The organism is Marinobacter lutaoensis (genome assembly GCF_001981305.1).
In the GTDB taxonomy this organism is placed as follows: Bacteria; Pseudomonadota; Gammaproteobacteria; order Pseudomonadales; family Oleiphilaceae; genus Marinobacter; species Marinobacter lutaoensis.
In genome coordinates, this window is record NZ_MSCW01000001.1 from 24,119 (window position 1) to 46,503 (window position 22,385).

The 22,385-nt window shown below is 63.2% G+C and carries 19 protein-coding genes; 11 read left to right on the forward strand and 8 right to left on the reverse strand.

The window, feature by feature from the left end; genetic code table 11:
• The first annotated feature begins 1 nt into the window (after position 1).
• Both BTO32_RS00095 and parE read left to right on the forward strand, forming a co-directional pair.
• On the forward strand, positions 2–508 hold the full coding sequence (locus tag BTO32_RS00095; protein WP_076722414.1) for a protease complex subunit PrcB family protein: 507 nt from the start codon (positions 2–4) through the stop codon (positions 506–508).
• 96 nt (positions 509–604) lie between these two features.
• Positions 605–2,500, forward strand: coding sequence for a DNA topoisomerase IV subunit B (parE, locus tag BTO32_RS00100; protein WP_076722415.1), 1,896 nt, complete (start codon positions 605–607; stop codon positions 2,498–2,500).
• 21 nt (positions 2,501–2,521) lie between these two features.
• Here the strand turns inward: parE and BTO32_RS00105 are convergent, their stop codons facing one another.
• Entirely contained in the window at positions 2,522–3,820 is a 1,299-nt protein-coding gene (locus BTO32_RS00105) for an EAL domain-containing protein (RefSeq protein WP_076722416.1), read from the reverse strand.
• A gap of 487 nt (positions 3,821–4,307) precedes the next feature.
• Here BTO32_RS00105 and BTO32_RS00110 point away from each other — a divergent pair, with 487 nt between their 5' ends.
• Together BTO32_RS00110 and BTO32_RS00115 are read left to right on the forward strand one after the other, a co-directional pair.
• Positions 4,308–4,853 carry a cytochrome b gene (locus BTO32_RS00110; protein WP_076722417.1) on the forward strand — a complete coding sequence of 182 codons (546 nt, stop codon included), beginning with the start codon at positions 4,308–4,310 and terminating at the stop codon, positions 4,851–4,853.
• A gap of 75 nt (positions 4,854–4,928) precedes the next feature.
• Entirely contained in the window at positions 4,929–5,513 is a 585-nt protein-coding gene (locus tag BTO32_RS00115; protein ID WP_076722418.1) for a YceI family protein, read from the forward strand.
• Between the two features lie 135 nt (positions 5,514–5,648).
• On the opposite strand, the gene BTO32_RS00120 is transcribed toward BTO32_RS00115, so the two are convergent.
• Positions 5,649–5,948, reverse strand: coding sequence for a hypothetical protein (locus tag BTO32_RS00120; protein ID WP_245820228.1), 300 nt, complete (start codon positions 5,946–5,948; stop codon positions 5,649–5,651).
• A gap of 170 nt (positions 5,949–6,118) precedes the next feature.
• On the opposite strand from BTO32_RS00120, the gene parC reads away from it, so the two are divergent.
• Complete coding sequence (parC, locus tag BTO32_RS00125; RefSeq protein WP_076722419.1) at positions 6,119–8,413, forward strand: DNA topoisomerase IV subunit A; 2,295 nt, start codon at positions 6,119–6,121, stop codon at positions 8,411–8,413.
• Entirely contained in the window at positions 8,406–9,638 is a 1,233-nt protein-coding gene (gene serB / locus BTO32_RS00130) for a phosphoserine phosphatase SerB (RefSeq protein ID WP_076722420.1), read from the forward strand. Before parC ends, serB begins: the two co-directional genes overlap by 8 nt.
• A gap of 102 nt (positions 9,639–9,740) precedes the next feature.
• Here the strand turns inward: serB and BTO32_RS00135 are convergent, their stop codons facing one another.
• The 3 genes from BTO32_RS00135 to epmB form a co-directional block, all read right to left on the reverse strand.
• A complete protein-coding gene (locus BTO32_RS00135; RefSeq protein WP_076722421.1) occupies positions 9,741–11,825 on the reverse strand; it encodes an EAL domain-containing response regulator in 2,085 nt (694 codons plus the stop codon).
• A 193-nt stretch (positions 11,826–12,018) separates the two neighbouring features.
• Positions 12,019–13,824: a GTPase gene (locus BTO32_RS00140; RefSeq protein ID WP_076722422.1), complete on the reverse strand. Its 1,806-nt coding sequence runs from the start codon at positions 13,822–13,824 to the stop codon at positions 12,019–12,021.
• A 226-nt stretch (positions 13,825–14,050) separates the two neighbouring features.
• Positions 14,051–15,091: an EF-P beta-lysylation protein EpmB gene (epmB, locus tag BTO32_RS00145; RefSeq protein ID WP_076722423.1), complete on the reverse strand. Its 1,041-nt coding sequence runs from the start codon at positions 15,089–15,091 to the stop codon at positions 14,051–14,053.
• 45 nt (positions 15,092–15,136) lie between these two features.
• Between epmB and efp the strand changes: the two genes are divergently transcribed.
• Complete coding sequence (efp, locus tag BTO32_RS00150) at positions 15,137–15,712, forward strand: elongation factor P (RefSeq protein ID WP_076722424.1); 576 nt, start codon at positions 15,137–15,139, stop codon at positions 15,710–15,712.
• Between the two features lie 6 nt (positions 15,713–15,718).
• Complete coding sequence (gene epmA, locus BTO32_RS00155) at positions 15,719–16,690, forward strand: EF-P lysine aminoacylase EpmA (RefSeq protein WP_076722425.1); 972 nt, start codon at positions 15,719–15,721, stop codon at positions 16,688–16,690.
• 15 nt (positions 16,691–16,705) lie between these two features.
• On the opposite strand, the gene asd is transcribed toward epmA, so the two are convergent.
• Positions 16,706–17,560 (reverse strand): archaetidylserine decarboxylase, encoded by an 855-nt coding sequence (asd, locus tag BTO32_RS00160; RefSeq protein ID WP_076722426.1) that lies wholly within the window; start codon positions 17,558–17,560, stop codon positions 16,706–16,708.
• 173 nt (positions 17,561–17,733) lie between these two features.
• Here asd and motA point away from each other — a divergent pair, with 173 nt between their 5' ends.
• Together motA and motB are read left to right on the forward strand one after the other, a co-directional pair.
• Positions 17,734–18,585: a flagellar motor stator protein MotA gene (gene motA / locus BTO32_RS00165; RefSeq protein ID WP_076722427.1), complete on the forward strand. Its 852-nt coding sequence runs from the start codon at positions 17,734–17,736 to the stop codon at positions 18,583–18,585.
• A gap of 36 nt (positions 18,586–18,621) precedes the next feature.
• Positions 18,622–19,581 (forward strand): flagellar motor protein MotB, encoded by a 960-nt coding sequence (gene motB, locus BTO32_RS00170; RefSeq protein ID WP_076722428.1) that lies wholly within the window; start codon positions 18,622–18,624, stop codon positions 19,579–19,581.
• Between the two features lie 7 nt (positions 19,582–19,588).
• On the opposite strand, the gene rsgA is transcribed toward motB, so the two are convergent.
• A complete protein-coding gene (gene rsgA, locus BTO32_RS00175) occupies positions 19,589–20,644 on the reverse strand; it encodes a small ribosomal subunit biogenesis GTPase RsgA (RefSeq protein ID WP_076722429.1) in 1,056 nt (351 codons plus the stop codon).
• Between the two features lie 90 nt (positions 20,645–20,734).
• On the opposite strand from rsgA, the gene orn reads away from it, so the two are divergent.
• Entirely contained in the window at positions 20,735–21,277 is a 543-nt protein-coding gene (gene orn, locus BTO32_RS00180) for an oligoribonuclease (RefSeq protein ID WP_076722430.1), read from the forward strand.
• Here the strand turns inward: orn and queG are convergent.
• Positions 21,267–22,352, reverse strand: a complete 1,086-nt coding sequence (queG, locus tag BTO32_RS00185) for a tRNA epoxyqueuosine(34) reductase QueG (RefSeq protein WP_076722431.1) — start codon at positions 22,350–22,352, stop codon at positions 21,267–21,269. The genes orn and queG overlap by 11 nt on opposite strands.
• Positions 22,353–22,385: the final 33 nt, after the last annotated feature.

A 22,385-nucleotide genomic window follows, 5' to 3' on the forward strand; every position in this document is an offset into this window, starting at 1 on the left:
CGTGTCTTCCCGAAAATCCTGCCGCAAGTCCCTGGCCCGTTGCCTGCCGCTGGTGGGCCTGGCCCTGCTGTCCGGGTGTGCCGGCAGTGGCCCTCGGGTGCCTCCGGAGCTGCCATCGGTGCGCCAAGTCACCCAGTCGCAGCATTGCGGCCTGACCGGTCCCGGGCTGCTGCTGGTGACCTCCCAGCCGCAGCTGTCGCAATACCTGGGGCTGCCCGCCCAGAACCTGTCGGTGCAGCCCCTGCGCAGCCTGGACCTGAACCGGGAGGTCTTGCTGTTCGTCACCATGGGGCAGAAGCCCACGGCCGGCTACAGCGTTCGTCTGGCCTCCGCCGCGCTGACCGGAGACACCCTGGACTTGAGCGTGGCCGTGCGCACGCCGCCGGCAGACAGCGTCCAGGCCCAGGTTATGACGTCGCCCTGCGCCATCCTGGCCCTGGAACCGGGCAAGTGGAACGCCATCCGCCTGCACGGGCTCACCGTACGGCCGCTGCTGCTGCGTCCCTGAGCCGGTCCGCCGGCAAAACAACCGTTGATCTTTCCGCTTGAATCCCTAAGCTAGGGGCCTGCTTTTCCCGTCCACTTTCGGAGACACGTCCCGTCTATGAGCCAGCAACAGTACAACGCCGATGCGATCGAAGTTCTCAGTGGCCTGGATCCGGTACGCAAGCGTCCGGGCATGTACACCGACACGACGCGGCCGAATCATCTGGCACAGGAGGTGATCGACAACAGCGTGGACGAGGCGCTGGCCGGCTACGCCCGCCGGATTGATGTGATCCTGCACGGTGACGGTTCGCTCACGGTAGAGGACGACGGCCGCGGCATGCCAGTGGACATCCATCGGGAAGAAGGGGTGCCGGGGGTCGAGCTGATCCTGACCCGCCTGCACGCCGGCGGCAAGTTCTCCCAGGGCAATTACAACTTCTCCGGTGGGCTGCACGGGGTGGGAGTGTCGGTGGTCAATGCACTGTCCACCGAGCTGGAGGTCTTCATCAAGCGGGATGGCCAGCTGCACCGGATGACCTTCGCCGACGGCGAGAAGGCCTCGGAGCTGGAAGTGATCGACACGGTGGGCAAGCGCAATACCGGGACCCGGCTGCGCTTCAAGCCCGATCCGAAATACTTTGACAGCCCCAACTTCTCCGTCAGTCGTCTGCGCCATACCCTGCGGGCCAAGGCCGTGCTCTGTCCTGGCCTCACGGTTACCTTCCTGCAGGAGAAAACCGGCGAAAAGGACGAATGGTGTTATCAGGATGGCCTGCGCGACTACCTGCGGGCCGCGCTGGCGGATGTGGAAGCGGTTCCCCTGGAACCGTTCACCGGCAGTTTTTCCGGCAACGCCGAGGCGGTGGACTGGGCCATTCAGTGGTTGCCGGAAGGCGGCGAGGTGGTGACCGAGAGTTATGTCAACCTGATTCCCACCGCCCAGGGGGGCACCCACGTCAACGGCTTGCGCACAGGGCTGCTCGAGGCTATGCGGGAATTCTGCGAGTTTCGCAACCTGCTGCCCCGGGGCGTGAAGCTGAGTCCCGAGGATGTCTGGGAACGGGTGGCCTATGTGCTGTCGTTCAAGATGCAGGAGCCGCAGTTCTCTGGCCAGACCAAGGAGCGGCTGTCGTCCCGGGAGGCGGCGACCTTCGTTTCCGGCGTGGTCAAGGACGCGTTCAGCCTGTGGCTGAACCAGCATACGGACGTGGCGGAGGCCCTGGCGGAACTGTTCATCAGCAACGCCCAGCGGCGTCTGCGGGCCAGCAAGAAAGTGGCCCGGAAGAAAGTGACCTCGGGACCGGCACTGCCGGGCAAGCTGGCGGACTGTTCCGGCGCCGACGCCTCCCGCTCCGAACTGTTCCTGGTGGAGGGAGACTCCGCCGGGGGCTCCGCCAAGCAGGCCCGGGACCGGGAATTCCAGGCGGTGATGCCCCTGCGTGGCAAGATTCTCAATACCTGGGAAGTGGACTCCAGTGAAATCCTGGCGTCTCAGGAAGTGCACGACATTGCCGTGGCCATTGGCGTCGATCCCGGTTCCGACGATCTCAGCGGCCTGCGTTACAACAAGGTCTGTATCCTCGCCGACGCGGACTCCGACGGCCTGCACATCGCAACCCTGCTGTGCGCCCTGTTCGTGCGCCACTTCCGGCCGCTGGTCGCCGCCGGCCATGTGTTCGTGGCCATGCCGCCGCTGTACCGGATCGACCTGGGCAAGGACACGTTCTACGCCCTGGACGAGCACGAAAAACAGGGCATTCTCGACCGGCTCGCGGCGGAAAAGCGCAAGGGCAAGCTGTCGGTCACGCGTTTCAAGGGGCTGGGTGAGATGAACCCGCTGCAGCTGCGGGAAACGACCATGGCGCCGGATACTCGCCGGTTGGTGATGCTGACACTCGAGGATGGTGATCAGACCGAGGAGCGCATGGACATGCTGCTGGGCAAGAAACGGGCGGCCGACCGCCGGGCCTGGCTGGAAGCCTACGGTAATCTGGCGGATGTGGCGGTGTAGGCCCGGGCGGGCCTGGGGATTTCAGCCCGCTTGGGCCCGGTGCACGGTGTTGGACAGGATGTCGCAGCACAGCACCCGGAGTTCGCCGTTCAGGTAGAAGCCCAGGGACAGGGTCACGCACATGTAGGCGCCGGTCACGCACAAGTAGGGGGCGGTGGCCTGCAATTTCTCCGGCTGGGCCAGCGCCCGGCGCAGGTACTGCTGCCGGTACCAGTCGGCACTGCTGGTACTTTCCAGCGGCCTGAAGCGGGGGTCCTGGTGACGGATGCCGGTGTTGGAGATCAGGGTTTCGTCGATCTGGATGCCCTGGGCGTTCACCAGGTAACAGCGGGATACCGCCGGGTGGTTGAGCAGCTCCAGGCAGGCTTGGTGCATGCTGGCGCCGGAGCCGAGCCGCTCGATGGCGTTCCTGAAATATCCCTCAAAAAAATTGACCAGTTGTCGGGTCGGGTCCTGGGTGACCTGGCGGCTCTGCTTGTATTCGTCCAGTAACTGGTCGAAGTCCGCCGGCGCCTGCTCCTGGGCCAGGCTCTTCAGCTCGGTGCTGGGGCGGCAGAAGTAGAAACCTTGTACGAAGTCCACCCCGGCGTCAATGGCGATCAGTGCCTGGCTCCGGCTTTCCACGCCCTCCAGCAGGACCAGGCAGGCCGACTGGTGCAGCAGGGAGACAATGCCGTTGAGGATCTGCCTTGCCTTGTGGTCCTCGGTGGCCCGGGTCAGCAGGGTCCGGTCCAGCTTGACGATGTCCGGGGACAGGTTCCAGATGCGCTCGAAGTTGGAATGGCCCGCGCCGAAGTCATCAATCGCGGTCAGGCACCCCAGTTCCTTGTAATAGGCCACGGTTTCGCGCAGGCGTTCGGCGTCGTCGGTGGGTTGTTCGACGATTTCAACCACGATGCGGTGCGGTGGCAGCCCGGTTCGGGCAAGCAGGTGGCCGAAGAAGGAATCGGTATGGGCACTGCCGGTGGCCACCCGGGGCGAGACGTTCAGGAACAGCCAGTTCAGCTGATCGCTCAGGCGACTGTAGTTGCGTATGTGCAGGAAGCGGCAGAGCCGGTCCAGTAACAGGTTCTCACCTTCGCTGGCGGGCAACTGGAACAGATGTAGCGGCAGCACCGGGGCGTTGTCGGGGTCGAATGCCCGGATCAGTGCCTCGTAGCCGACGACCCGCTTGTGGGAAATGCTGTATATGGGCTGCAACGCCGTTCTCAGGGTCAGGCCCCGGAAATCGGCGGTCCACAAGTCACCTTCCTGGTTGAGCATTGGGGCGAGCAAATCCAGCTCCGGTACTGCCAACGTATCAGGCAGGGGTCGTGACATAGACGCTTTCTACGTGTTTGAGACGAACACATCAGGCGCCTCTGAAACGCCTGAACTGTCTGAGTCGAGTACACGAATCAACATGATCGAGTGCCATTCGTGTAGGGGGGAGATTGCCAAAAAAACCGGTTTATTACCACTGTTTCATGGTGAAACCGCAGAAAAGGGCGCATGTTTGGGGCATGCGACAGCGGCCGGGGAGGCCGCCCCCAAATCAGTTGTTGCTGGGAACAACCACGTTTTCGTCGAATTCCAGTTCCATGTCGGGTTCCTCTGCCGGCGGGCGCCGTGTGGTGAATGTGTATAGAGGAAGTTTATGGGTGGCATAATTTTGAACAATCCGTAGAAGCCGTATTCGACCAAAGCCCTAGGGCATGGGCTCATCAGAAAATCTGATCATGGTCGACAAAACATTTCGTTTTTTTACCGTCCCCCGGTTTCTTAGACTGGTGGCAGGATATTCAGGGACCTGGAGCGTCGCCTTACCATGCAAGTATTCAACAGTTCCGATCGTTATGGCCTGGTGTCGGTGATCCTGCACTGGCTGGTGGCCCTGGCCGTATTTGGCTTGGTCGCGCTGGGTACCTGGATGGTGGACCTCTCCTACTACGATCCCTGGTACCGCAAGGGGCCCGATCTGCACCGGAGTGTGGGTGTGCTGCTGTTTGCGGTGATGCTGTTTCGTTTGCTCTGGCGTGGCGTCAATACCGAGCCGGCCGCCTTGCCCGGCCACCGGCGTTGGGAGCGGACGATGGCCCGGACTGTCCATCGCTGTTTGTATGTCCTGGTGTTCCTGGTGATGATCAGTGGCTACCTCATTTCCACTGCCGATGACTCGTCGGTGGTGGTGTTCGGGCTGTTTTCTGTTCCTTCCGTGACCGGGACGGTCAAGGGCATGGAGGATGTCGCCGGGGAGGTCCACTTCTGGGCCGCCTGGACGCTGGTGACGCTGGTGGCGCTGCATGCCCTGGGCGCTCTCAAGCATCACCTGATGGATCGTGACCGGACCTTACTGCGAATGCTCGGGCGATGAAACCGCCGGGCGGGGCCGGTGTCATAACGGTAAAGTGAGTCAACCCAATCAAAGGCAACCAAGGGAGTGAGAAAGATGAGAAAGGCATGGCTTGCAAGCGCGGTATCCGCGGCCCTGTTGGCGGGACCGGTTCAGGCGGACGATGGCAGCGGTACCTACGCCTTCGACAGTCAGGGGCGACACCAGTTCATCATGTTCAAGATTTCCCACCTGGGCTACAGCTGGCTGTACGGGCGTTTTAATGAGTTTGACGGCCAGTTTGTCTACGATGCGGCCAACCCCGAAAACAGCCAGGTCAGTGTCACCATCGACACCAGCAGTGTCGATACCAACCACGCTGAACGTGACAAGCACCTGCGCAGTGAGGACTTTCTGTACGTGGACGAGTTCCCGAAAGCGACCTTCAAGAGCAAGCGCATCGAGGTGGATGACGAGGGTGAAGCGGACATCGTCGGCGATCTGACGCTGCGGGGCGTGACCCGGGAGGTCACACTCGAGGCCGAAATGATCGGCCACGGCAAGGATCCCTGGGGCGGCTACCGCATGGGGTTCGAGGCAGAAGCCGAATTGCGTCTCAAGGACTTCGGCATTCCGATGGATCTGGGCCCGGCTTCCGATACCGTCGAGATCATCATCTCGGTTGAAGGCGTTCGCCAGTAGGGCCCATTCCCCGGCCGGATCCGCGCGCATTGCCCGGAATCCGGCCGTCGGTTTCCGGGAAGGAGGCCTTGTGGGCGGTGGTGGGTGGTCCGCGCGACGGCGCGTCGTGGGTGGGGGGGTGGCCCCGGAAGAGGGTCAGTTCTGGGGCAGGTTGTTGCCGTGTTCCCCGTGCTTGCACAGGTGCCGCTGGCGCCAAAACTGTCCCGCGAAGATCACCAGCCAGATCACCAGTCCGGCCCACAGGTAAGGCTCCGGAACCTGGAAGGTGCCACTGATTGCGAATTCCACGAGGAGCATCAGTGCGACTGCCAATACTGCATTCACCAGGGCCGTAACCATGGCTTGCCCGCAGGCTCTCAGGTTGGGTTTCATGGTGTTCCGCTTGTCTGGAAAATAAACTGTCTTCACTTCAGCCTTGCCGAGAATACGGCCCACCTTACCGTCTCTCCATGCGGGAATTCCGCTATTGGCGTTCCCTGAATACACCTTGATTGGTGTATCCGCGCCGGCCTCCATATAATGTGCGTGCCCATGCCCGGGGCGCGTTTTCCCGGGTTGTCGATGACTCGCCACGTGACAGGCAATTCACGAAAAAAGAGGCCTCCATGCCAGATTTCCAGACCACCGACGACGGGTTCGAGCGCGTTTCGCTGAGGGATTACACGGAAAAGGCGTACCTGGACTATTCGATGTACGTCATCCTCGACCGGGCGTTGCCCAACATCGGAGACGGCCTGAAGCCGGTGCAGCGCCGGATCATTTACGCCATGTCGGAGCTGGGCCTCAAATCCACCGCCAAATACAAGAAGTCCGCACGGACGGTGGGTGATGTGCTCGGTAAATTCCACCCCCATGGCGACAGCGCCTGTTACGAAGCCATGGTGCTTATGGCGCAGCCGTTTTCCTACCGGTATCCGCTGGTGGACGGGCAGGGCAACTGGGGCTCGCCGGACGATCCCAAGTCGTTTGCCGCCATGCGCTATACCGAATCACGCTTGGCGCCGTTTGCCGACGTCCTGCTCAGTGAGCTGGGGCAGGGGACGGTGGACTGGGTACCCAACTTCGACGGCACCCTGGACGAACCGTCGGTATTGCCGGCCCGCCTGCCTCACGTGCTACTAAACGGCACCACCGGCATTGCCGTGGGCATGGCCACCGATATTCCGCCACACAACGTCCGCGAGGTGGCCAGCGCTTGCATTCGCCTGCTGGACCAGCCGGACGCGGGCGTGAAGGAACTGTGCGAGCACATTCAGGGGCCTGACTTCCCAACCCGGGCCGAGATCATCACGCCGCGGGACGATATCCTGAAGATGTACGAGACCGGCCGGGGGTCCCTGCGGATGCGGGCCCGCTGGGTACGGGAGAACGGCGAGATCGTCGTCACCGACCTGCCACACCAGGTGTCCGGCAACCGCGTGCTGGAGCAGATCGCCCAGCAGATGCAGGCGAAGAAACTGCCGATGGTGGCGGACCTGAGGGACGAATCCGACCACGAGAACCCGACCCGTCTGGTGATCGTGCCCCGTTCCAGCCGGGTGGACATGGAAGGCCTGATGGCCCACCTGTTTGCCAGTACCGACCTGGAAAAGACCTACCGGGTCAACATCAACGTCATCGGCAACGACGGTCGTCCCGGCGTCAAAGGCCTGCGCGAGGTTCTCACCGAGTGGTTGGCGTTTCGCCGCACCACCGTCACCCGACGGTTGCGCCATCGCCTCGACAAGGTGCTGGCACGGCTGCACATCCTCGAAGGCCTGCTGATCGCTTACCTCAACATCGATGAGGTGATTGAGATCATCCGCAACGAGGACAAGCCCAAGGACGAGCTGATGGCCCGTTTCGGGCTGTCTCCCGAGCAGGCCGAGGCGATTCTGGAACTGAAATTGCGGCACTTGGCCAAGCTCGAGGAAATGAAGATCCGGGGCGAGCAGGATGAACTGTCCGCGGAGCGGGACGAGCTGCAGGCGATTCTGGGCTCGGAGGACCGTCTGCGCGAGCTGATCAAGAGCGAATTGCGGCAGGATGCCGAAACCTATGGCGACGAGCGGCGCTCCCCTCTGGTGGAGCGGGAGGAGGCCCGGGCGTTCAGCGAGGCGGATCTGGTTTCCAACGATCCGGTCACCGTGGTGCTGTCGGAGAAGGGCTGGGTCCGGGCCGCCAAGGGGCATGACATCGACCCCAACGGCCTCAGCTACAAGGCCGGTGATCGTTTTGCCCTGGCGGCCCGTGGCCGCAACAGCCAACAGGCGATCTTCTTGGATTCCACCGGTCGGGCCTACGCCCTCATGGCCCATACGCTGCCGTCCGCCCGGGGGCAGGGCGAGCCGCTGACCGGCCGCATCAACCCCCCGTCCGGTGCCAGCTTCGCCGGATTGCTGATGGGGGAACCGGAGCGCAAGGCCCTACTGGTGACGGACGCCGGCTACGGTTTCGTGACCAGCCTCAAGGACATGATCAGTAAAAACCGCAACGGCAAGGCGGTGGTCACCGTGCCCAAGGGAGCCCGAATCCTGCCGCCGCTGCTGGTGCCCGAGACCCGTGAGACCCTGTTCCTGGCCGCCATCTCCAACGAAGGGCGGATGTTGGTGTTCCCGTTGAGTGAGCTGCCGGAGCTGGCCAAGGGCAAGGGCAACAAGATCATCGGGATTCCCGCAGCCCGGGTTCAGAACCGGGAGGAATTCGTGGTGGCCGTCACCGTATTCGCCCAGGGGGATCAGCTGGAGATCCGTGCTGGCAAGCGCAAGATGGGACTGCAGTTCTCGGACCTGGAGCATTACCTGGGCGAGCGGGGGCGTCGCGGTCACAAGCTGCCCCGGGGCTTGCAGCGGGTGGACGCCATCGACGTGATTCCATCGGCCCAGCGTGCCGGAGAAGAGGAGAACGGCAACCGTGAGTGAACTGGTACTGATCAACGTCTCGGGACGCGACAAGCCGGGGCTGACCTCCGAGATCACCGGCATCATGGGGCGCTACAACGTGCGCATCCTGGACATCGGCCAGGCGGTGATTCATGACCATCTGACTTGGGGCATCCTGATCGAGATTCCCGATGAGTCGACGTCCTCGCCGGTCATCCGTGACCTGCTGTTCCGGCTGCATGCCCTGGACCTGCAGGTCCGCTTTGCACCGATCACCGTCGAGGAATACCAAGCCTGGGCGGCCGGTCGTAACCGGGCCTGCTACATTGTCACTTTGCTGTCCCGGGACATTAAGGCGGAACAGATCGCCCGAGTTTCTGCGATTACCGCACGGCATGGCCTGAATATCGACAACATTACCCGGCTGTCGGCCCGGCCGTCCCTCAATCCGGCGGACAACCGGATTGCCTGTGTCGAGTTTTCCGTGCGCGGCACGCCGACCGACCTGGAACAGCTGCGGGCGGATTTCCTGCACATCGCTGGGGAAATGAATGTCGATATTGCCTTCCAGGAAGACTCCATCTTCCGTCGCAACCGCCGCCTGGTGGTTTTTGACATGGATTCAACCCTGATCGAGGCCGAAGTGATCGACGAGCTGGCCCGGGAGGCCGGTGTCGGTGACCAGGTGGCTGAGATCACCGAGCGGGCGATGCGGGGCGAACTGGATTTCAGCGAGAGCTTCGCCGAGCGGCTGGCGCTGCTGAAAGGGTTGGACGAGTCGGTGCTGGAACGGATCGCCCATCGGCTGCGGCTGACCGAGGGGGCCGAGCATTTGATCCGCAGCCTCAAGGCCCTGGGATACCGGACGGCCATCTTGTCCGGAGGGTTCACCTATTTTGCCCGCCACCTGCAACGGAAACTGGGCATCGACTACGTCTATGCCAACGAACTGGAGATCGAGAACGGCAAGGTCACCGGACGGGTGTCCGGTGAGATTGTTGACGGCAAGCGCAAGGCCGAGCTGTTGCTGGAAATCGCCCGTAAGGAACACATCGCCCGGGAGCAAGTGATCGCCGTGGGAGATGGCGCCAACGACCTGCCGATGCTGAGCCAGGCCGGACTTGGCGTGGCGTTCCGGGCCAAACCGGTGGTCAAGGAATCCGCCCGCCACTCGATTTCCACCCTGGGGCTGGATGCGATCCTGTACCTGATCGGGTTCCGTGAGAGCGAAACCAACCAGACCCTGCAGCAGTCCGGGATCTGACCGGGCCAGGTGGATCGCCGGTACTCGCCCTCGACCGGCGTATGACCTGTAAAAAAGGGTACCCGACCGGGTACCCTTTTTCGTTTGCGGTGGCTGGCGGGGTCAGCCTTCTCCAAAGTCGTAGTTCATCTCCGGAACCGGCGCCTGCAAATAGTAGCCCTGGATGTAGTTGACTCCGGCCTGCCACAGGGTGGCCAGGACGCTGGCATTCTCCACCAGCGGAATGATGGTCAGCTTGCCTGAGGCCTGCAGGGCTTTGACCATTTCCTTGACCTGCTCCTTGGCCTCGTCGCTCTTCTGGATTTCCTCGGTGAAGGAGCCGTCGATCTTCACATAGTCGGCATGAATGTGTTTGAACAGGTTGAACGGGTTCAGGGCACAGCCGAACTGGGAGATGGAGACCTTACAGTGCAATTCATGCACCGACTTCACGAACTCCCGAGCCTGCTTCATGTAGGTGTTCGCATCCCCTTCTCGGATCTGGAAGATCAGGGAGTCGCCAGGCAGACGCGCGGCTTTCAGGGCGACGCTGAGCCAGGGGGTGAAGGTTTTGTCCTGGAGCGTTTCCGCGGTGACATTCAGAAACAGGCGGGTGTCGTGGCCACGGGAGCGGTGACTGGCCAGCTGCTTGATGGTTTGCAGAATCACCCAGCGATCAATCTTGATGGCGGTGTCGGTGGGGCCCATGGGGGGCAGAAAATCGTAGGGCGACACCTCCTGACCCTCGCTGTCCAGCATCCGGACGAAGGCCTCGTAATGTTCCTCGCCCTCACCGCGAAGGTTGATGATGGGCTGGAACAGCAGCCGGAAACGGTTGTCCTCCAGGGCTTTCTGGATGGACTCCGCCGAATTCTTGCTGTCGGCGGACTCGTAGTCCGTCGGGTTGTAGACCCGGACGCCATTACCGGCCTTGTGCCCGTCCAGTTTCCGGACATCGACGGAAGCTGTCAGGGCCCGGCCCAGAAGCTCCTCGGCCTTGGGTGAGTTCTCGGTGATAGCGGCCACGCCAATGCTGACGGTGAGGGGAATGGTGCGGCCGTTGATCTCAAACAGGTGATCTTCGATCGCCTTGCGCACGATCTCGGCCTGGTCGGCCATGGCCCTCTCGTCGAACGGCTGGCGCATCATGCAGAAGGCATCGTCGCTGAGCCGGGCCAGGGTGTAGTCTTCGCCGCACAGCTCCCGGAGCAGGGTGGCCAGGTCGCCCAGCAGCAGGTCGCCGCCGGCGATGCCGATCTGGGTTTTTAGGCTAACGAAGTTGTCCAGGGCAATGTAGGCCACGGCCCCGGTTTCATTGTCCTTGCCGGCCCGGGCGATGGCTTCGGCCAGGGCGCTCATGAGGTACTGGCGGTTGTGCAGACCGGTCAGCAGGTCCTGGTTGCTGATCTGGCGCAGTTTCTCCTCCAGCTCGGCGTCGCTGTGCTCCGGTTGCAGTACGATCTGGGTACAGCGCTCACCATCGTAGGTGGCGGCGGATACCGACATGGTGACCGACAGTTCCTGGTCGTCGCTGCGACGTGCCACGCAGTTGAGGGTCATGCCATCCTGGCCATTGTCGGCGAAGGCCTTCATGAACTCCTTGTACTTCTCCTGGCTCTCCGGCGTCAGGGTGTCCAGCACCGGTATGCAAATCAGTTCGTCGATGTCGTCGTAGCCGAGGAAGTCCATGTAGGACTGGTTGGCGTAGATATGCATGCCGTCGTTGATGTAGGCAATGGCGTCCTTGGAGCTTTCCAGCAGCAACTGGCACCGCTGCTCCGCTTCTCGCAGGTGGGACTCCAGGACCCGCCGGCGCCGTCGTTCCTCCAGGGCGGCCAGCTCCCGGTTAACCACCAGAATGAGGTGATCCTGGTGCGCCACCGGCACCGTGTCCTGGGCTCCGGCCCTCAGAAAGGCCACGGTGCGTTCCCGGTCGTCCCCGTCGGTCAGCAGGATGACCGGAATGTCCTTGTCCAGACGTTTGATCAGTGCCAGCGCCTGGTCGGCACTGAACTCCTGTTCTATGTCCCGGGCCAGCAGGATGTCCCAGTTACCGGTCTTCAGGGCGTCTTCCAGGTCCTCTTCCGAAGTGATCCGGTGGGCTCGGGTGGCCTTGCCGGAGTTTCTCAGCAGGCTGACCAGCGACTCTGCATCGTTTTGGGAGGGATCGAGGATCAGCAGGTGTACGGTGGCGTGCTTTTTCTGCATTCGTAAGGCGTCTCGTGCTACTCGTTGGCGGGGGCCGACCCGGCACGGATCGTGAATCCGCTGATATATCAACTGATTGTAGGACGTGCTGCGAGGACTACGTGATGCCGGACCATCCCTTTACGCATGAATGATGCAAGGGTTGGCCGCCAATAACAAGCCTCGCGCGTGCTGGATGGCCGGGGAACGGTCGTCAGAGGGAAGGCCAGAGCGAGTCGAATTCGTCTTCGCTGGCTCCGGAGGCGGTGGGTTTTCCGCCGTTTTTCAGCGCGCCGTTGGTGTGCAGCTTGAGCTCGAACTGGCTGATACTGCCGGTCGCGGAGACCTTGCGTCCGAGTGTCCCCTGGTCGTCGCGGCCATCATGGAGCAAGGAGATGCGGCTGCCGGTCTGGAACGGCAGCCGGGGGGTGATCAGAGTGGCCGCCTGGTTCACCACACTGATCTCCGGCAGCAGCAGGCCCCGGAGGTACTCGCTGCTGTTGCCCACCTTCTGGATCAGGCGGACTCCGCAGGGGGAGGCGCTGGGGGCCAGCAATTCGATGCCAACCTGGGTGCCCTGGTGCTTGACCTGACGGATCCAGCGCACCACCGCCACGCTCCAGGGGTGGGACGACTGTTCCCGGACCCCCAGCAGTTCGCCTGCCTGCAGCGAGGGGGGGACATGGTTTTCCCAGCCCACGCAGTAACCACCGGGGCTGGTGTTGATCAGCAGGGCCTGATAGGAGCGGGGCCGGTTCCGGTCGGCCAGGTCCGAGGGCGCGGTGCCGTGGCTGCCCCGGAAGTTGATGGGGGTGTCGGCGGAGTACAGCCGGTCCTCACTGGGGGCCGCGTCATGGGCTCCGGACCATGCGTCCTGCTTCTTGCGAGCCGCGCGGACGAAGGGGTTTTCGTCGTCGAGCTGGGCGGTGTCGTTGCCATGCACGAACTCGGTGAAGGTTTTTTCGCCGGCAATGAAGTAGTGCGCCGCGGTCAGGCCGACACAGACCTCCAGCTTGCCTTGGCTGGCGATGCGGTTGAAGTTGCGTTTGGCCAGGATGCCCAGTGCCTGACTCAGGTGGGTCAGCAGGGTGTCGCTGACCTTGGCGGGAACCTTCAGGGGTGTTTCGGCCTGCTGGTGTTCCCGCCGGAACGTGAGGACTTCGGAGACCATGGCGGACAGGTCCCGGGTGTCGAAGCCGAAGCTGTCATTGCCCGGTCCCGTTTCCAGCAGGCTGCGATAGATTGGCGGGGTGTCCTTTTCCAGATTGACGACGAACAGGCTGTCGTCACCGGTGTCGGGGCCACAGCGGGCATGGCTGGCCCAGGTTTCGAACAGTTCGTACACCAGGGCCAGCTCGTTCTGCCGGAGCTGGTTGGGGCGTGAGCAGCCCAGCAGCAGCACGCGCTTGTAGCTGTCGGCGATAGAGCTGGTGCGCCGGTGTTCAAGGCTGTCGTCCTCCACCTGGAAGTCGACCAGCTTGTGGCGGTGCGCGAAGCGGAACAGGCGGTGGCACTCCAGCCAGCTCAGGGGCGGGCTGGGGCAGTAGAGCTGGTGGGACCGGAGGATGGTGGCGGACAGTTCGGAAATGGCCCGGTGGATGGCCAGGGTCAGAAGTTTGCGGTGCTTGTCCAGTCCGCCGTTGTCGAGGAATTCCAGTACGCAGAGCTTGTAGCCGCTGGCCAGGTGCAGCTGCAGTGCCTGGGACAGATTGGCGATCTTGCGCTGTTTTTCCGGCAGGGCCACGGCCAGGCCCAGAAAGTGCCGGGACAATTCATTGCAGACGAAATGGATCTTTTCCCGGATCAGCTCCAGGTATTGCAGGCGTTGCTGCGGCGCGGCAAACAGGTGGTTCAGCTCGATGATGGCGTGATACAGCTGCCGGGACACCTCGCCGATATTGGCCATGGGCAACTGGCTCACCCAGCTGCGAAGCGCCTTGGGACTGGTGTCGCAGAAGGAAAGACTGGCGGTTTTCTGTTCAGGGACTCTAAGGTCGGGTTTCAGAATCTTGTCTTCCATGAGTGTGCGCCAATGTCGGGCTGCCTGGGTATCCCGGGGTCGTCTGTTGCAGACCGGCAGATTGCTCCACCGCCGCGGGGTTGTCTGGAAAACGCCGCAAATACATATTTTTATGGTTTCGCCATGGATGGACTTTAAGATAGCAAAGCGATAACAAAAAGCGAGAAAATCACGAGTTGACAATCTTTGACATGTGATTCGGGGCCATCCTGGGGCCCCGCGTGTCTCAGGGGGCCAAGTCGATCGGGGTTTTGCTGGCGTGCCCGGGAATTTCCCGGACCAGGCGCGGTACCAGAAAGCCCGGCAGGCGCGCCAACAGCTGCCGTACCAGTGCCCGGGCCTGGTCGTCGTCGACATGGAAATGATGGGCGCCGGCCACCGGGTCGAAGGCGTGCAGGTAGTAGGGCAGCACGCCGGCATCGAACAGGGCCTCGCTCAGCTGTTCCAGCACCTGGACGTCGTCGTTCACACCGCGGAGGATCACGCTCTGGTTGAGCAGGGTGGCGCCGGCCGCGCGCAGATAGCCGAGCGCGCGCCGGGTGGCGGAATCCAGCTCCGCCGGGTGGTTTACGTGCAGCACGATGACCACCTGCAGGGGGGTGTGGCTCAGCCATTGCAGCAGGGAGTCACAGACACGCTGGGGAATGACCACCGGCAACCGGGTGTGAATCCGGAGCCGCCGGATGTGGGGGACCTGGGCGATCTCCGAAGCCCAGTGCGCCAGCAGGCGGTCGTTGACCGCCAGGGGGTCGCCGCCGCTGAGAATGACTTCGTTGATCTCGGGGCTGTGCCGCAGGGTCTCGATCACCCGCTTGCGCTCCTCGGGCCCCAATCGCTGCTCGTCGTAGGGGAAATGACGGCGGAAACAGTAGCGGCAGTTCACGGCACACTGACCGGTGACCATCAGCAGGGCCCGGCTCCGGTACTTGCGGATCAGTCCGGTGGCCTGCACCGCGCCGGCTTCCTGCAGTGGGTCCCTGACAAAGCCGCCGACTTCCTGGCGCTCCTCCAGTCTGGGCAGCACCTGCCGCAGCAGGGGGTCGTCCGGGTTGCCGGGTTCCATGCGCTGGATGAACGGTTCCGGTACCCGGATGGGGAACAGGCGATGCCCCTCGCTGGCCCCGGCCAGCCACTGCTCCGGAGCCAGTCCGAGCCGCTCCAGCAGGGTGTGCGGTGTGGTGATCGAGCCGGCCAGCAGCTCCTGCCAGCCGGGGCCGTCCTGGCCGGCAATGCGGGCTTCTATACGGGAGGGGGTTCGCTGTATCATAGCGACCTTCGGATTTTCAACGACATTGTGTCAGGTGGACAATTCATGGCTTCATATTCTACCAACGAATTTCGCAGTGGTCTTAAGGTTTTGCTGGACGGTGACCCCTGCGTCATCCTCGAGAACGAGTTCGTCAAGCCCGGCAAGGGGCAGGCCTTCAATCGGGTGAAACTGCGCAACCTGACCACCAACCGGGTATGGGAGCGGACTTTCAAGTCCGGTGAAACCCTGGAGGCTGCGGACGTGGTCGACCAGGACATGGAATATCTGTACACCGACGGCGAATTCTGGCACTTCATGCTCACCGATGGCTCCTTCGAGCAGTATGCCGCCGACGCCAAGGCGGTGGGGGATGCCATCAAGTGGCTGAAGGAGCAGGATGTGTACACTGTGACCCTGTACAACGGTGCGCCGCTGTCCGTCACCCCGCCGAACTTCGTGGAACTGGAAGTGGTGGATACCGACCCGGGCATGAAGGGTGACACCGCGCAGGGCGGTTCCAAGCCGGCGACCCTGTCCACCGGCGCCGTGGTCAACGTGCCGCTGTTTATCAGCATTGGGGAAGTGGTCAAGGTGGACACCCGTTCCGGAGAGTACGTCAGCCGGGTCAAGAGCAGCTGACGGACCATGGTTGAGCGTCCTGTCTGGCGGCCCGCCGCCGCACGGGAAGTTTTGGAAAGCCGCGCACAACTGCTGGCATTTGTGCGCGGCTTTTTTGCGCAGCGGGGCGTGCTGGAGGTGGAAACTCCGGTACTGGGGCGCTGCGGCGTCACCGATGTGCATCTGGACAGCATCCCTGCCGGGGTTTCGGCTCCGGGATTTTCCGGCGGCTGGCTGCAAACCTCGCCGGAATACCACATGAAGCGATTGCTGGCGGCCGGGTCCGGGCCGATTTATCAGGTTGCCCGGGTGTTTCGCAATGGCGAGGTGGGCCGTCGCCACAATCCCGAATTCTCGATGCTGGAGTGGTACCGGCCGGGCTTTGATGACCGCCAGCTGATGGCGGAAGTGGCGGACCTGGTCGTGGGCTGGCTGTCCTGCGAGCGCCCCGAGACGCTCAGTTACCGGGCGGTGATGCAGCGCTGGGCGGGCCTGGACCCGTTCGAGGCCTCGGAGGCGGAGCTGCGTGCCCGCTGCCGGGAGTGGATGGACGATCCACAACTGGCAGGCCTCGACCGGGACGGTTGCCTGGATCTGCTGATGAGTTTTGCGGTGGAGCCCCATCTGGGCCGGGAACGACCGGTGTTCGTGACGGCCTACCCGGCGTCGCAGGCGTCCCTGGCCCGGGTGTCCGAAGACGCGCGGGGGCATCGGGTTGCCCATCGTTTCGAACTGTATGTCCAGGGGCTGGAACTGTGTAACGGCTACTGGGAGTTGACCGACCCGGTCGAGCAGCGGCGCCGGTTCGAGGCCGACAACCGGTTGCGCCGGGCTGCCGGCAAGCCGGACATGGCGTTGGATGAGGCTTTTCTGGCGGCGCTGGCCGCGGGCTTGCCGGACTGCGCCGGAGTTGCGCTCGGGCTGGACCGCTTGCTGATGCTCCGGCTGGGGTGTGGGGATATCCGCGAGGTGCTGGCGTTTCCGTTTGACCGGGCCTGAGTTGATGCCCCTGGCCTAGGCCAGGGTGCCAAAGGCCTCGCCCATGCGGACGGACTTGCCGGGAACCTGGTCCCGGTTCCAGTGGACCCGGCCCTTGGGCATAACCATGATGACGGTCGAGCCGAGGCGGAAGCGGCCCATTTCCTCGCCCTTGGCGAAACGAATGGCCTTGTCGTCCTGGTAGCGGCACTCAGTGACCGGCCCGGAGCCCGGCACCACCACGCCGGCCCAGGTGGTTTCGACGCTGCCGACGATCATGGCCCCCACCAGAACCAGGGCCAGAGGTCCGGCGGCGGTGTCGAACAGGCAGACCACCCGCTCATTGCGGGCAAAGAGGTTGGGCACGTTGGCGGCGGTGGCCGGGTTGACGGAAAACAGCCGGCCCGGCACGTGAATCATCTCCCGAAGCTGGCCGGCTACGGGCATGTGAATCCGGTGATAGTCCCGGGGCGCCAGGTAGATGGTGGCAAAGGCACCCTCGGCGAACGGCTCCGCGCGCTGGGGGTCGCCACCGAGCAGCTCGACCAGGCTGAAGGACTGGCCCTTGGCCTGGAATACCCGGTCACCGGTCACTTCGCCCAGCTGGGAGATGGCGCCGTCCGCGGGGCTGACCAGGACCTCATCGCCGCCGGCGACGGGGCGGGCGCCGGGCTTAAGGGCGCGGGTAAAGAATGCATTGAAGGTCGGATAGGCGGTGGGGTCCGGTTCGGCGGCCTCGCTCATGTCCACGCCGTAGCGGTCGATAAACCATTGGATGGTACGGTTTTTCAGTGCGGGCGACCGATCGCTGTCCGCCAGCCGGCCGGCCAGGCGCGAAAGTGCCAGTTGGGGGGTCAGGTACTGGCTCAGTACGAACAGTTTATCAAGCATCAAAACGGACCTTCTGCCTCGAAAGGCGCGAAGTTTAGCAAATCCGCCGCTGTGTATAGAAATTGTTTCACGGTTTCGCGGTTGGCCTGGGGCCTTGCTATTATCTGGACACACCCGGCTTCGGGGACGTCGGTTCCGGGTCCGTTACTCAATAGAAGGCGTGTGGCGTTTTCATGTTACTCATTATTGGCTCGATCGTAGTTCTGGCCAGTGTGCTGGGCGGTTTTGTCCTGCACGGCGGCAACCTCCTGGTGCTTTGGCAGCCCACCGAAGTCCTGATCATTTTTGGTGCGGCCCTGGGGTCCTTTGTCATTGCCAATCCGGTGCACACGGTGAAGGAAACGTTTGCCAAATGTCTGCGCCTGCTGACCGGTTCGCCATACAACAAGGCCTATTACATGGATTTGCTGAGCCTGTTGTACGAGCTGTTCGACAAGTCGCGAAAGCAGGGGGTCATGGCCATTGAGGAGGACATCGACAATCCGGACTCCAGCCAGATCTTCACGCGCTACCCGGCCGTCATGAAGTCAAAGGAACTGCTGGCTTTCATCACCGACTATCTGCGCATCATCAGTACCGGCAATATGGCCGCCCACGAGCTCGAAGGCATGATGGAAAACGAGATCGAAAGCCGGCAGCACGAGCTCGAGGAGCCGGCCCATGCGGTCAACAAGATTGCCGATGCCCTGCCGGGCCTGGGCATCGTGGCGGCGGTGCTGGGCATCGTCATTACCATGAACTTCCTGGCGGAAGGGCCGGAACGGATCGGCCTGAGTGTCGCCGCGGCCCTGGTGGGAACCTTCATGGGGATTTTCATGGGGTACGGCTTCATCGGCCCCACCTCCATTGCCCTGGAGCATGCCGCCAAGTACGAGCTGAAGGCCTATGAGTGCGTCAAGGCGTCGCTGGTGGCGACCGTGTCCGGCCAGGCCCCGCAGATGGCCATTGAGTTCGGCCGCAAGGCCCTGCCTACGGACAAGCGGCCCGGCTTTCAGGAACTGAATGATCACGTAAGGTCGAAGTAACGGGGCCGATGCCCCGCCGCTGTTTGGAGTCTCCCGGTGGACGAGCAACCGATCATCATCAAGCGCAAGAAAAAGGTCGTCGGTGGCCACCACGGGGGGTCTTGGAAGGTAGCCTTCGCCGATTTCGCCACCGCCATGATGGCTTTTTTTCTGGTGCTCTGGCTGACGTCCACCGCCTCCCCTGAGCAGAAGCTGGCGGTGGAGGGGTATTTCCGGGACCCGATTGGGTTTACCGAGGGCGGCACCCCCAATCCCGTAGATCTCGAAGGCAGTGCCTCGGTCATCAATGAAGCCACCCAGGATGTCGAGGCGAACCAGATCCAATTGCAGGATGAGGTGGTCGAGGAGCTGGCGGATACCCTGGAACAGCGTCGCATGGAGGAGCTGTTCCAGGAGCTCAAGAAACGCATTGAGGAAAGTGAAACCCTGCAGCAGTTCAAGGACCAGCTGCTCATTGACATCACCGACGAGGGTCTGAGGATCCAGATCGTCGATCGTACCGGTCGGCCGATGTTCGACAGTGGCCGGGCGGAGCTTAAATACTACTCCCAGGAAATTCTGTTCGAGCTGGCCAAGACCCTGGGTTCGGTCAACAACAAACTGAGCATTACAGGGCACACCGATGCCACGCCGTTCAACGGACGCCCCGGCTACACCAACTGGGAGCTGTCCGCGGACCGGGCCAACACCGCCCGCCGGGCACTGGTGGCCGGGGGCGTGAGACCGGAGCAGATTGCCCGGGTTGTCGGGCTGGCGGACTCCGTGCTGTTTGATCAGGAGAATCCGACGGCTCCGGTCAACCGGCGTATTTCCATTATCGTCCTGAATCAGAAAGCGGCCGACGACATCCGCAGCAGCGCCGGCCGGGGTGGGGTGCCGGTGATTGACCTTACCCGTCCCACCGAGGCGCAGGAATCCCAGGCCCGAGAAAAACTGGAGTCGGGAGACTGGTTGCAGGAGCGAGAGGCGCCCGCTCCCGGCGAGCTCAACTGGTAGCGGCCGCTCACTCCAGTTTCAGTCCCCGGGCCTGCTGTTCGGCCATATCCGCCAGAATTCGGTGAAAGCTTCGCAACCGCTCCGGGCGAATCCTGCCCGCCGCTGCCGCCGCCTCGATGGCGCAGCCGGGGTCGCCCAGGTGACGGCAGTTGCGGAACCGGCAGTGGCCGATCAGGTCCCGGATTTCCCGGAAACCGTACTCAATTTCCTGGGGCGTCATGTGCCACAGGCCGAACTCACGGATCCCGGGAGAGTCGATCAGGTCCCCGCCCCAGGGCAGATGGAACAGGCGCGCGGTGGTGGTGGTATGGATGCCCTTGCGGGTGCTTTCGGAGACCGCGCCGACGCGGATGGCTTCGTCCGGCAGCAGGGTCTGGATGATTGATGACTTGCCCACGCCGGACTGGCCCACGAATACGCTGGTTCGTCCCTGCACCAGTGTGAGCACTTCCGGTGCCGGCTGGTCGCCGGATTCCGCCGCCGAGGTCCGGATCACCGGGTAGCCGAGCGCTTGGTACCGGGCCAGCAGGTCGTCGATGGCGGCGCGGTTGCGGTCGGTGATCAGGTCGGTCTTGTTGAGCAAAATCACCGCCGGAATGCCGGTGCTCTCGGATGCCACCAGATAACGGTCGATCAGGTTGTCGTGGGGCTCCGGTTCCGGGGCGATGACCAGAATGATGTGGTCGATGTTGGCGGCGACCGGTTTCAGTGCGCCAAAGTTGTCCGGCCGTTGCAGCAGGTTCTGCCGGTCACAGCGGGCCACGATCACGCCGGCCTCGTTCTTGCCCGGTCGCCAGATGACCCGGTCGCCGGTTACCAGGCTGTCGATGTTGGCCCGCACGAAGCACCGGCAGATGCTACCGGCCCGTTCGCCCTCCAGCGCTTCCACATCCAGCTGTTGGCCGTAGTGGGCGATCACCAGCCCCTGCTGTTCCGGGCCCAGCTCACCAGCGGCGGCGAGGTCGGCGATGCTTTGCTCTTTGCGTGCGGCCCGGGCTGCACGTTCCTCTTGGATTTTCTGGATGCGCCATTGCTGCCGTTTGGTCAGTCGACGTTTTGCCATGGATGGGTCGGGGTGTCCGGTGAAAGTTGGTTTCAGTCTGTGCCATCATACTGGATTCACCGTTGACCTACGACTTGTTGGAGACACTGAATGGCAGACGCCGACCGCCTGGTATGGATTGACCTGGAAATGACCGGCCTGGACCCGAACAGGGAGCGCATCATCGAAATTGCCTCGATCGTCACCGATGCGGACCTGAATGTGATTGCCGAGGGGCCGGTGATCGCGGTGCACCAGCCCGACAGCGTGCTGGATGCGATGGATGAGTGGTGTACCCGGACCCACGGCGCCAGTGGCCTGGTCCAGCGGGTGCGGGAGAGCCGCCTGGATGAAGCCGCCGCGGAGCGGGAAACCCTGGCATTCCTGCGCCGGCATGTGGCGCCGGGGCAGTCGCCCCTGTGCGGCAACAGCATCGGCCAGGATCGTCGTTTTCTGGTCAAGTACATGCCGGAGCTTGAGGCCTTTTTCCACTACCGCAATCTCGACGTCTCCACCGTCAAGGAGCTGGCACGGCGCTGGCGGCCCGATGTACTGGCGGGTGTCCAGAAGAAAGGCAGCCATCTGGCGCTGGACGATATCCGGGATTCGATCGCTGAACTCCGGCACTATCGGGAGCATTTCTTCAGGGTGTGAGTCCGTGCCGGCGCAGTGCCCAATGTACGTGCTCCCGGACCAGCTCGGACGGGTGATCGGCCCGTCGCCTGAGCGCCTCCACCACCGGTATGGTGGTGGGGGCGTTGCCCAGTCCCACCGCCAGATTCCGCAGCCAGCCCTGGTAACCGGTGCGCCGGATGGCGGAGCCTTCGGTGCGAGCCAGGAACTCCTCCTCCGACCACAGGAACAGCTCCGCAAGGGTGGCGTTGTCGAGGCCGTGCCGGGGTTGGAAGTCCGGCTCCGCAGTGGGGCGGCTGAAGCGATTCCAGGGGCACACCAGCTGGCAGTCGTCGCAGCCGAACACCCGGTTGCCGAGTTTCGGTCGCAGCGCTTCCGGAATCGGCCCCTTGAGTTCGATGGTGAGGTAGCTGATGCAGCGCCGGGCGTCGAGCAGGTGGGGGGCAACGAAGGCGTCCGTGGGGCAGACGTCCAGGCAGGCTGAACAGCGGCCGCAGTGGTCCCGCTCAAAGGGGGCGTCCTCCGGCAGTGGCGCGCTGGTGAAAATTTCCCCGAGAAAGAAAAACGAGCCGGCCTTGGGGTGGATCAGCATGGTGTTCTTGCCGATCCAGCCCAGACCGGCCCGCTGCGCCAGAGCGCGCTCCAGCACCGGAGCGCTGTCGACGAAGGCGCGATAGTCAAAGCCCTGCAGGGCTTCGTCGATGCGGCGGGCCAGGGTCGCGAGCCGCTTCCGGAGCAGCTTGTGGTAGTCTCGGCCCAGGGTGTAGCGGCTGATGTAGGCGCGCTCCCGGTTGGTCAGTACCTGCTTCGGGCTGTCCGGTGCCGGCAGATAGTCCATGCGCACCGACAGCACCCGGACCGTGCCCGGCACCAGCGAGGTTGGCGTGTAGCGTTTGTCCCCATGCTGGGCCATGTACGTCATCTCACCGTGGTAGCCCTTGGCCAGCCATTGCCGCAGACGTTCACCGTGGGGGCCGGTGTCGGCCCGGGTAACGCCGACGTCGCTGAACCCGAGTTCCCGGGCCCAGGCGCGAATTTCTCTTTTCAGTTCCTGCAGTTGCGAATCCCTGACGGGCGCGCTGTCACGATCAGTCATGGTGTCTCGGCCGGTCGGCGCGACCGGGTGTCT

Coding starts and splice junctions, on each gene's coding strand:
- BTO32_RS00110 (WP_076722417.1), top strand. CDS start 4,308: ATGCAAGTATTCAACAGTTCCGATCGTTATGGCCTGGTGTCGGTGATC.
- epmB (WP_076722423.1), bottom strand. CDS start 15,091: ATGATACAGCGAACCCCCTCCCGTATAGAAGCCCGCATTGCCGGCCAG.
- parC (WP_076722419.1), top strand. CDS start 6,119: ATGCCAGATTTCCAGACCACCGACGACGGGTTCGAGCGCGTTTCGCTG.
- queG (WP_076722431.1), bottom strand. CDS start 22,352: ATGACTGATCGTGACAGCGCGCCCGTCAGGGATTCGCAACTGCAGGAA.
- parE (WP_076722415.1), top strand. CDS start 605: ATGAGCCAGCAACAGTACAACGCCGATGCGATCGAAGTTCTCAGTGGC.
- BTO32_RS00135 (WP_076722421.1), bottom strand. CDS start 11,825: ATGCAGAAAAAGCACGCCACCGTACACCTGCTGATCCTCGATCCCTCC.
- BTO32_RS00140 (WP_076722422.1), bottom strand. CDS start 13,824: ATGGAAGACAAGATTCTGAAACCCGACCTTAGAGTCCCTGAACAGAAA.
- epmA (WP_076722425.1), top strand. CDS start 15,719: ATGGTTGAGCGTCCTGTCTGGCGGCCCGCCGCCGCACGGGAAGTTTTG.
- BTO32_RS00115 (WP_076722418.1), top strand. CDS start 4,929: ATGAGAAAGGCATGGCTTGCAAGCGCGGTATCCGCGGCCCTGTTGGCG.
- rsgA (WP_076722429.1), bottom strand. CDS start 20,644: ATGGCAAAACGTCGACTGACCAAACGGCAGCAATGGCGCATCCAGAAA.
- efp (WP_076722424.1), top strand. CDS start 15,137: ATGGCTTCATATTCTACCAACGAATTTCGCAGTGGTCTTAAGGTTTTG.
- orn (WP_076722430.1), top strand. CDS start 20,735: ATGGCAGACGCCGACCGCCTGGTATGGATTGACCTGGAAATGACCGGC.
- motA (WP_076722427.1), top strand. CDS start 17,734: ATGTTACTCATTATTGGCTCGATCGTAGTTCTGGCCAGTGTGCTGGGC.
- BTO32_RS00105 (WP_076722416.1), bottom strand. CDS start 3,820: ATGTCACGACCCCTGCCTGATACGTTGGCAGTACCGGAGCTGGATTTG.
- asd (WP_076722426.1), bottom strand. CDS start 17,560: ATGCTTGATAAACTGTTCGTACTGAGCCAGTACCTGACCCCCCAACTG.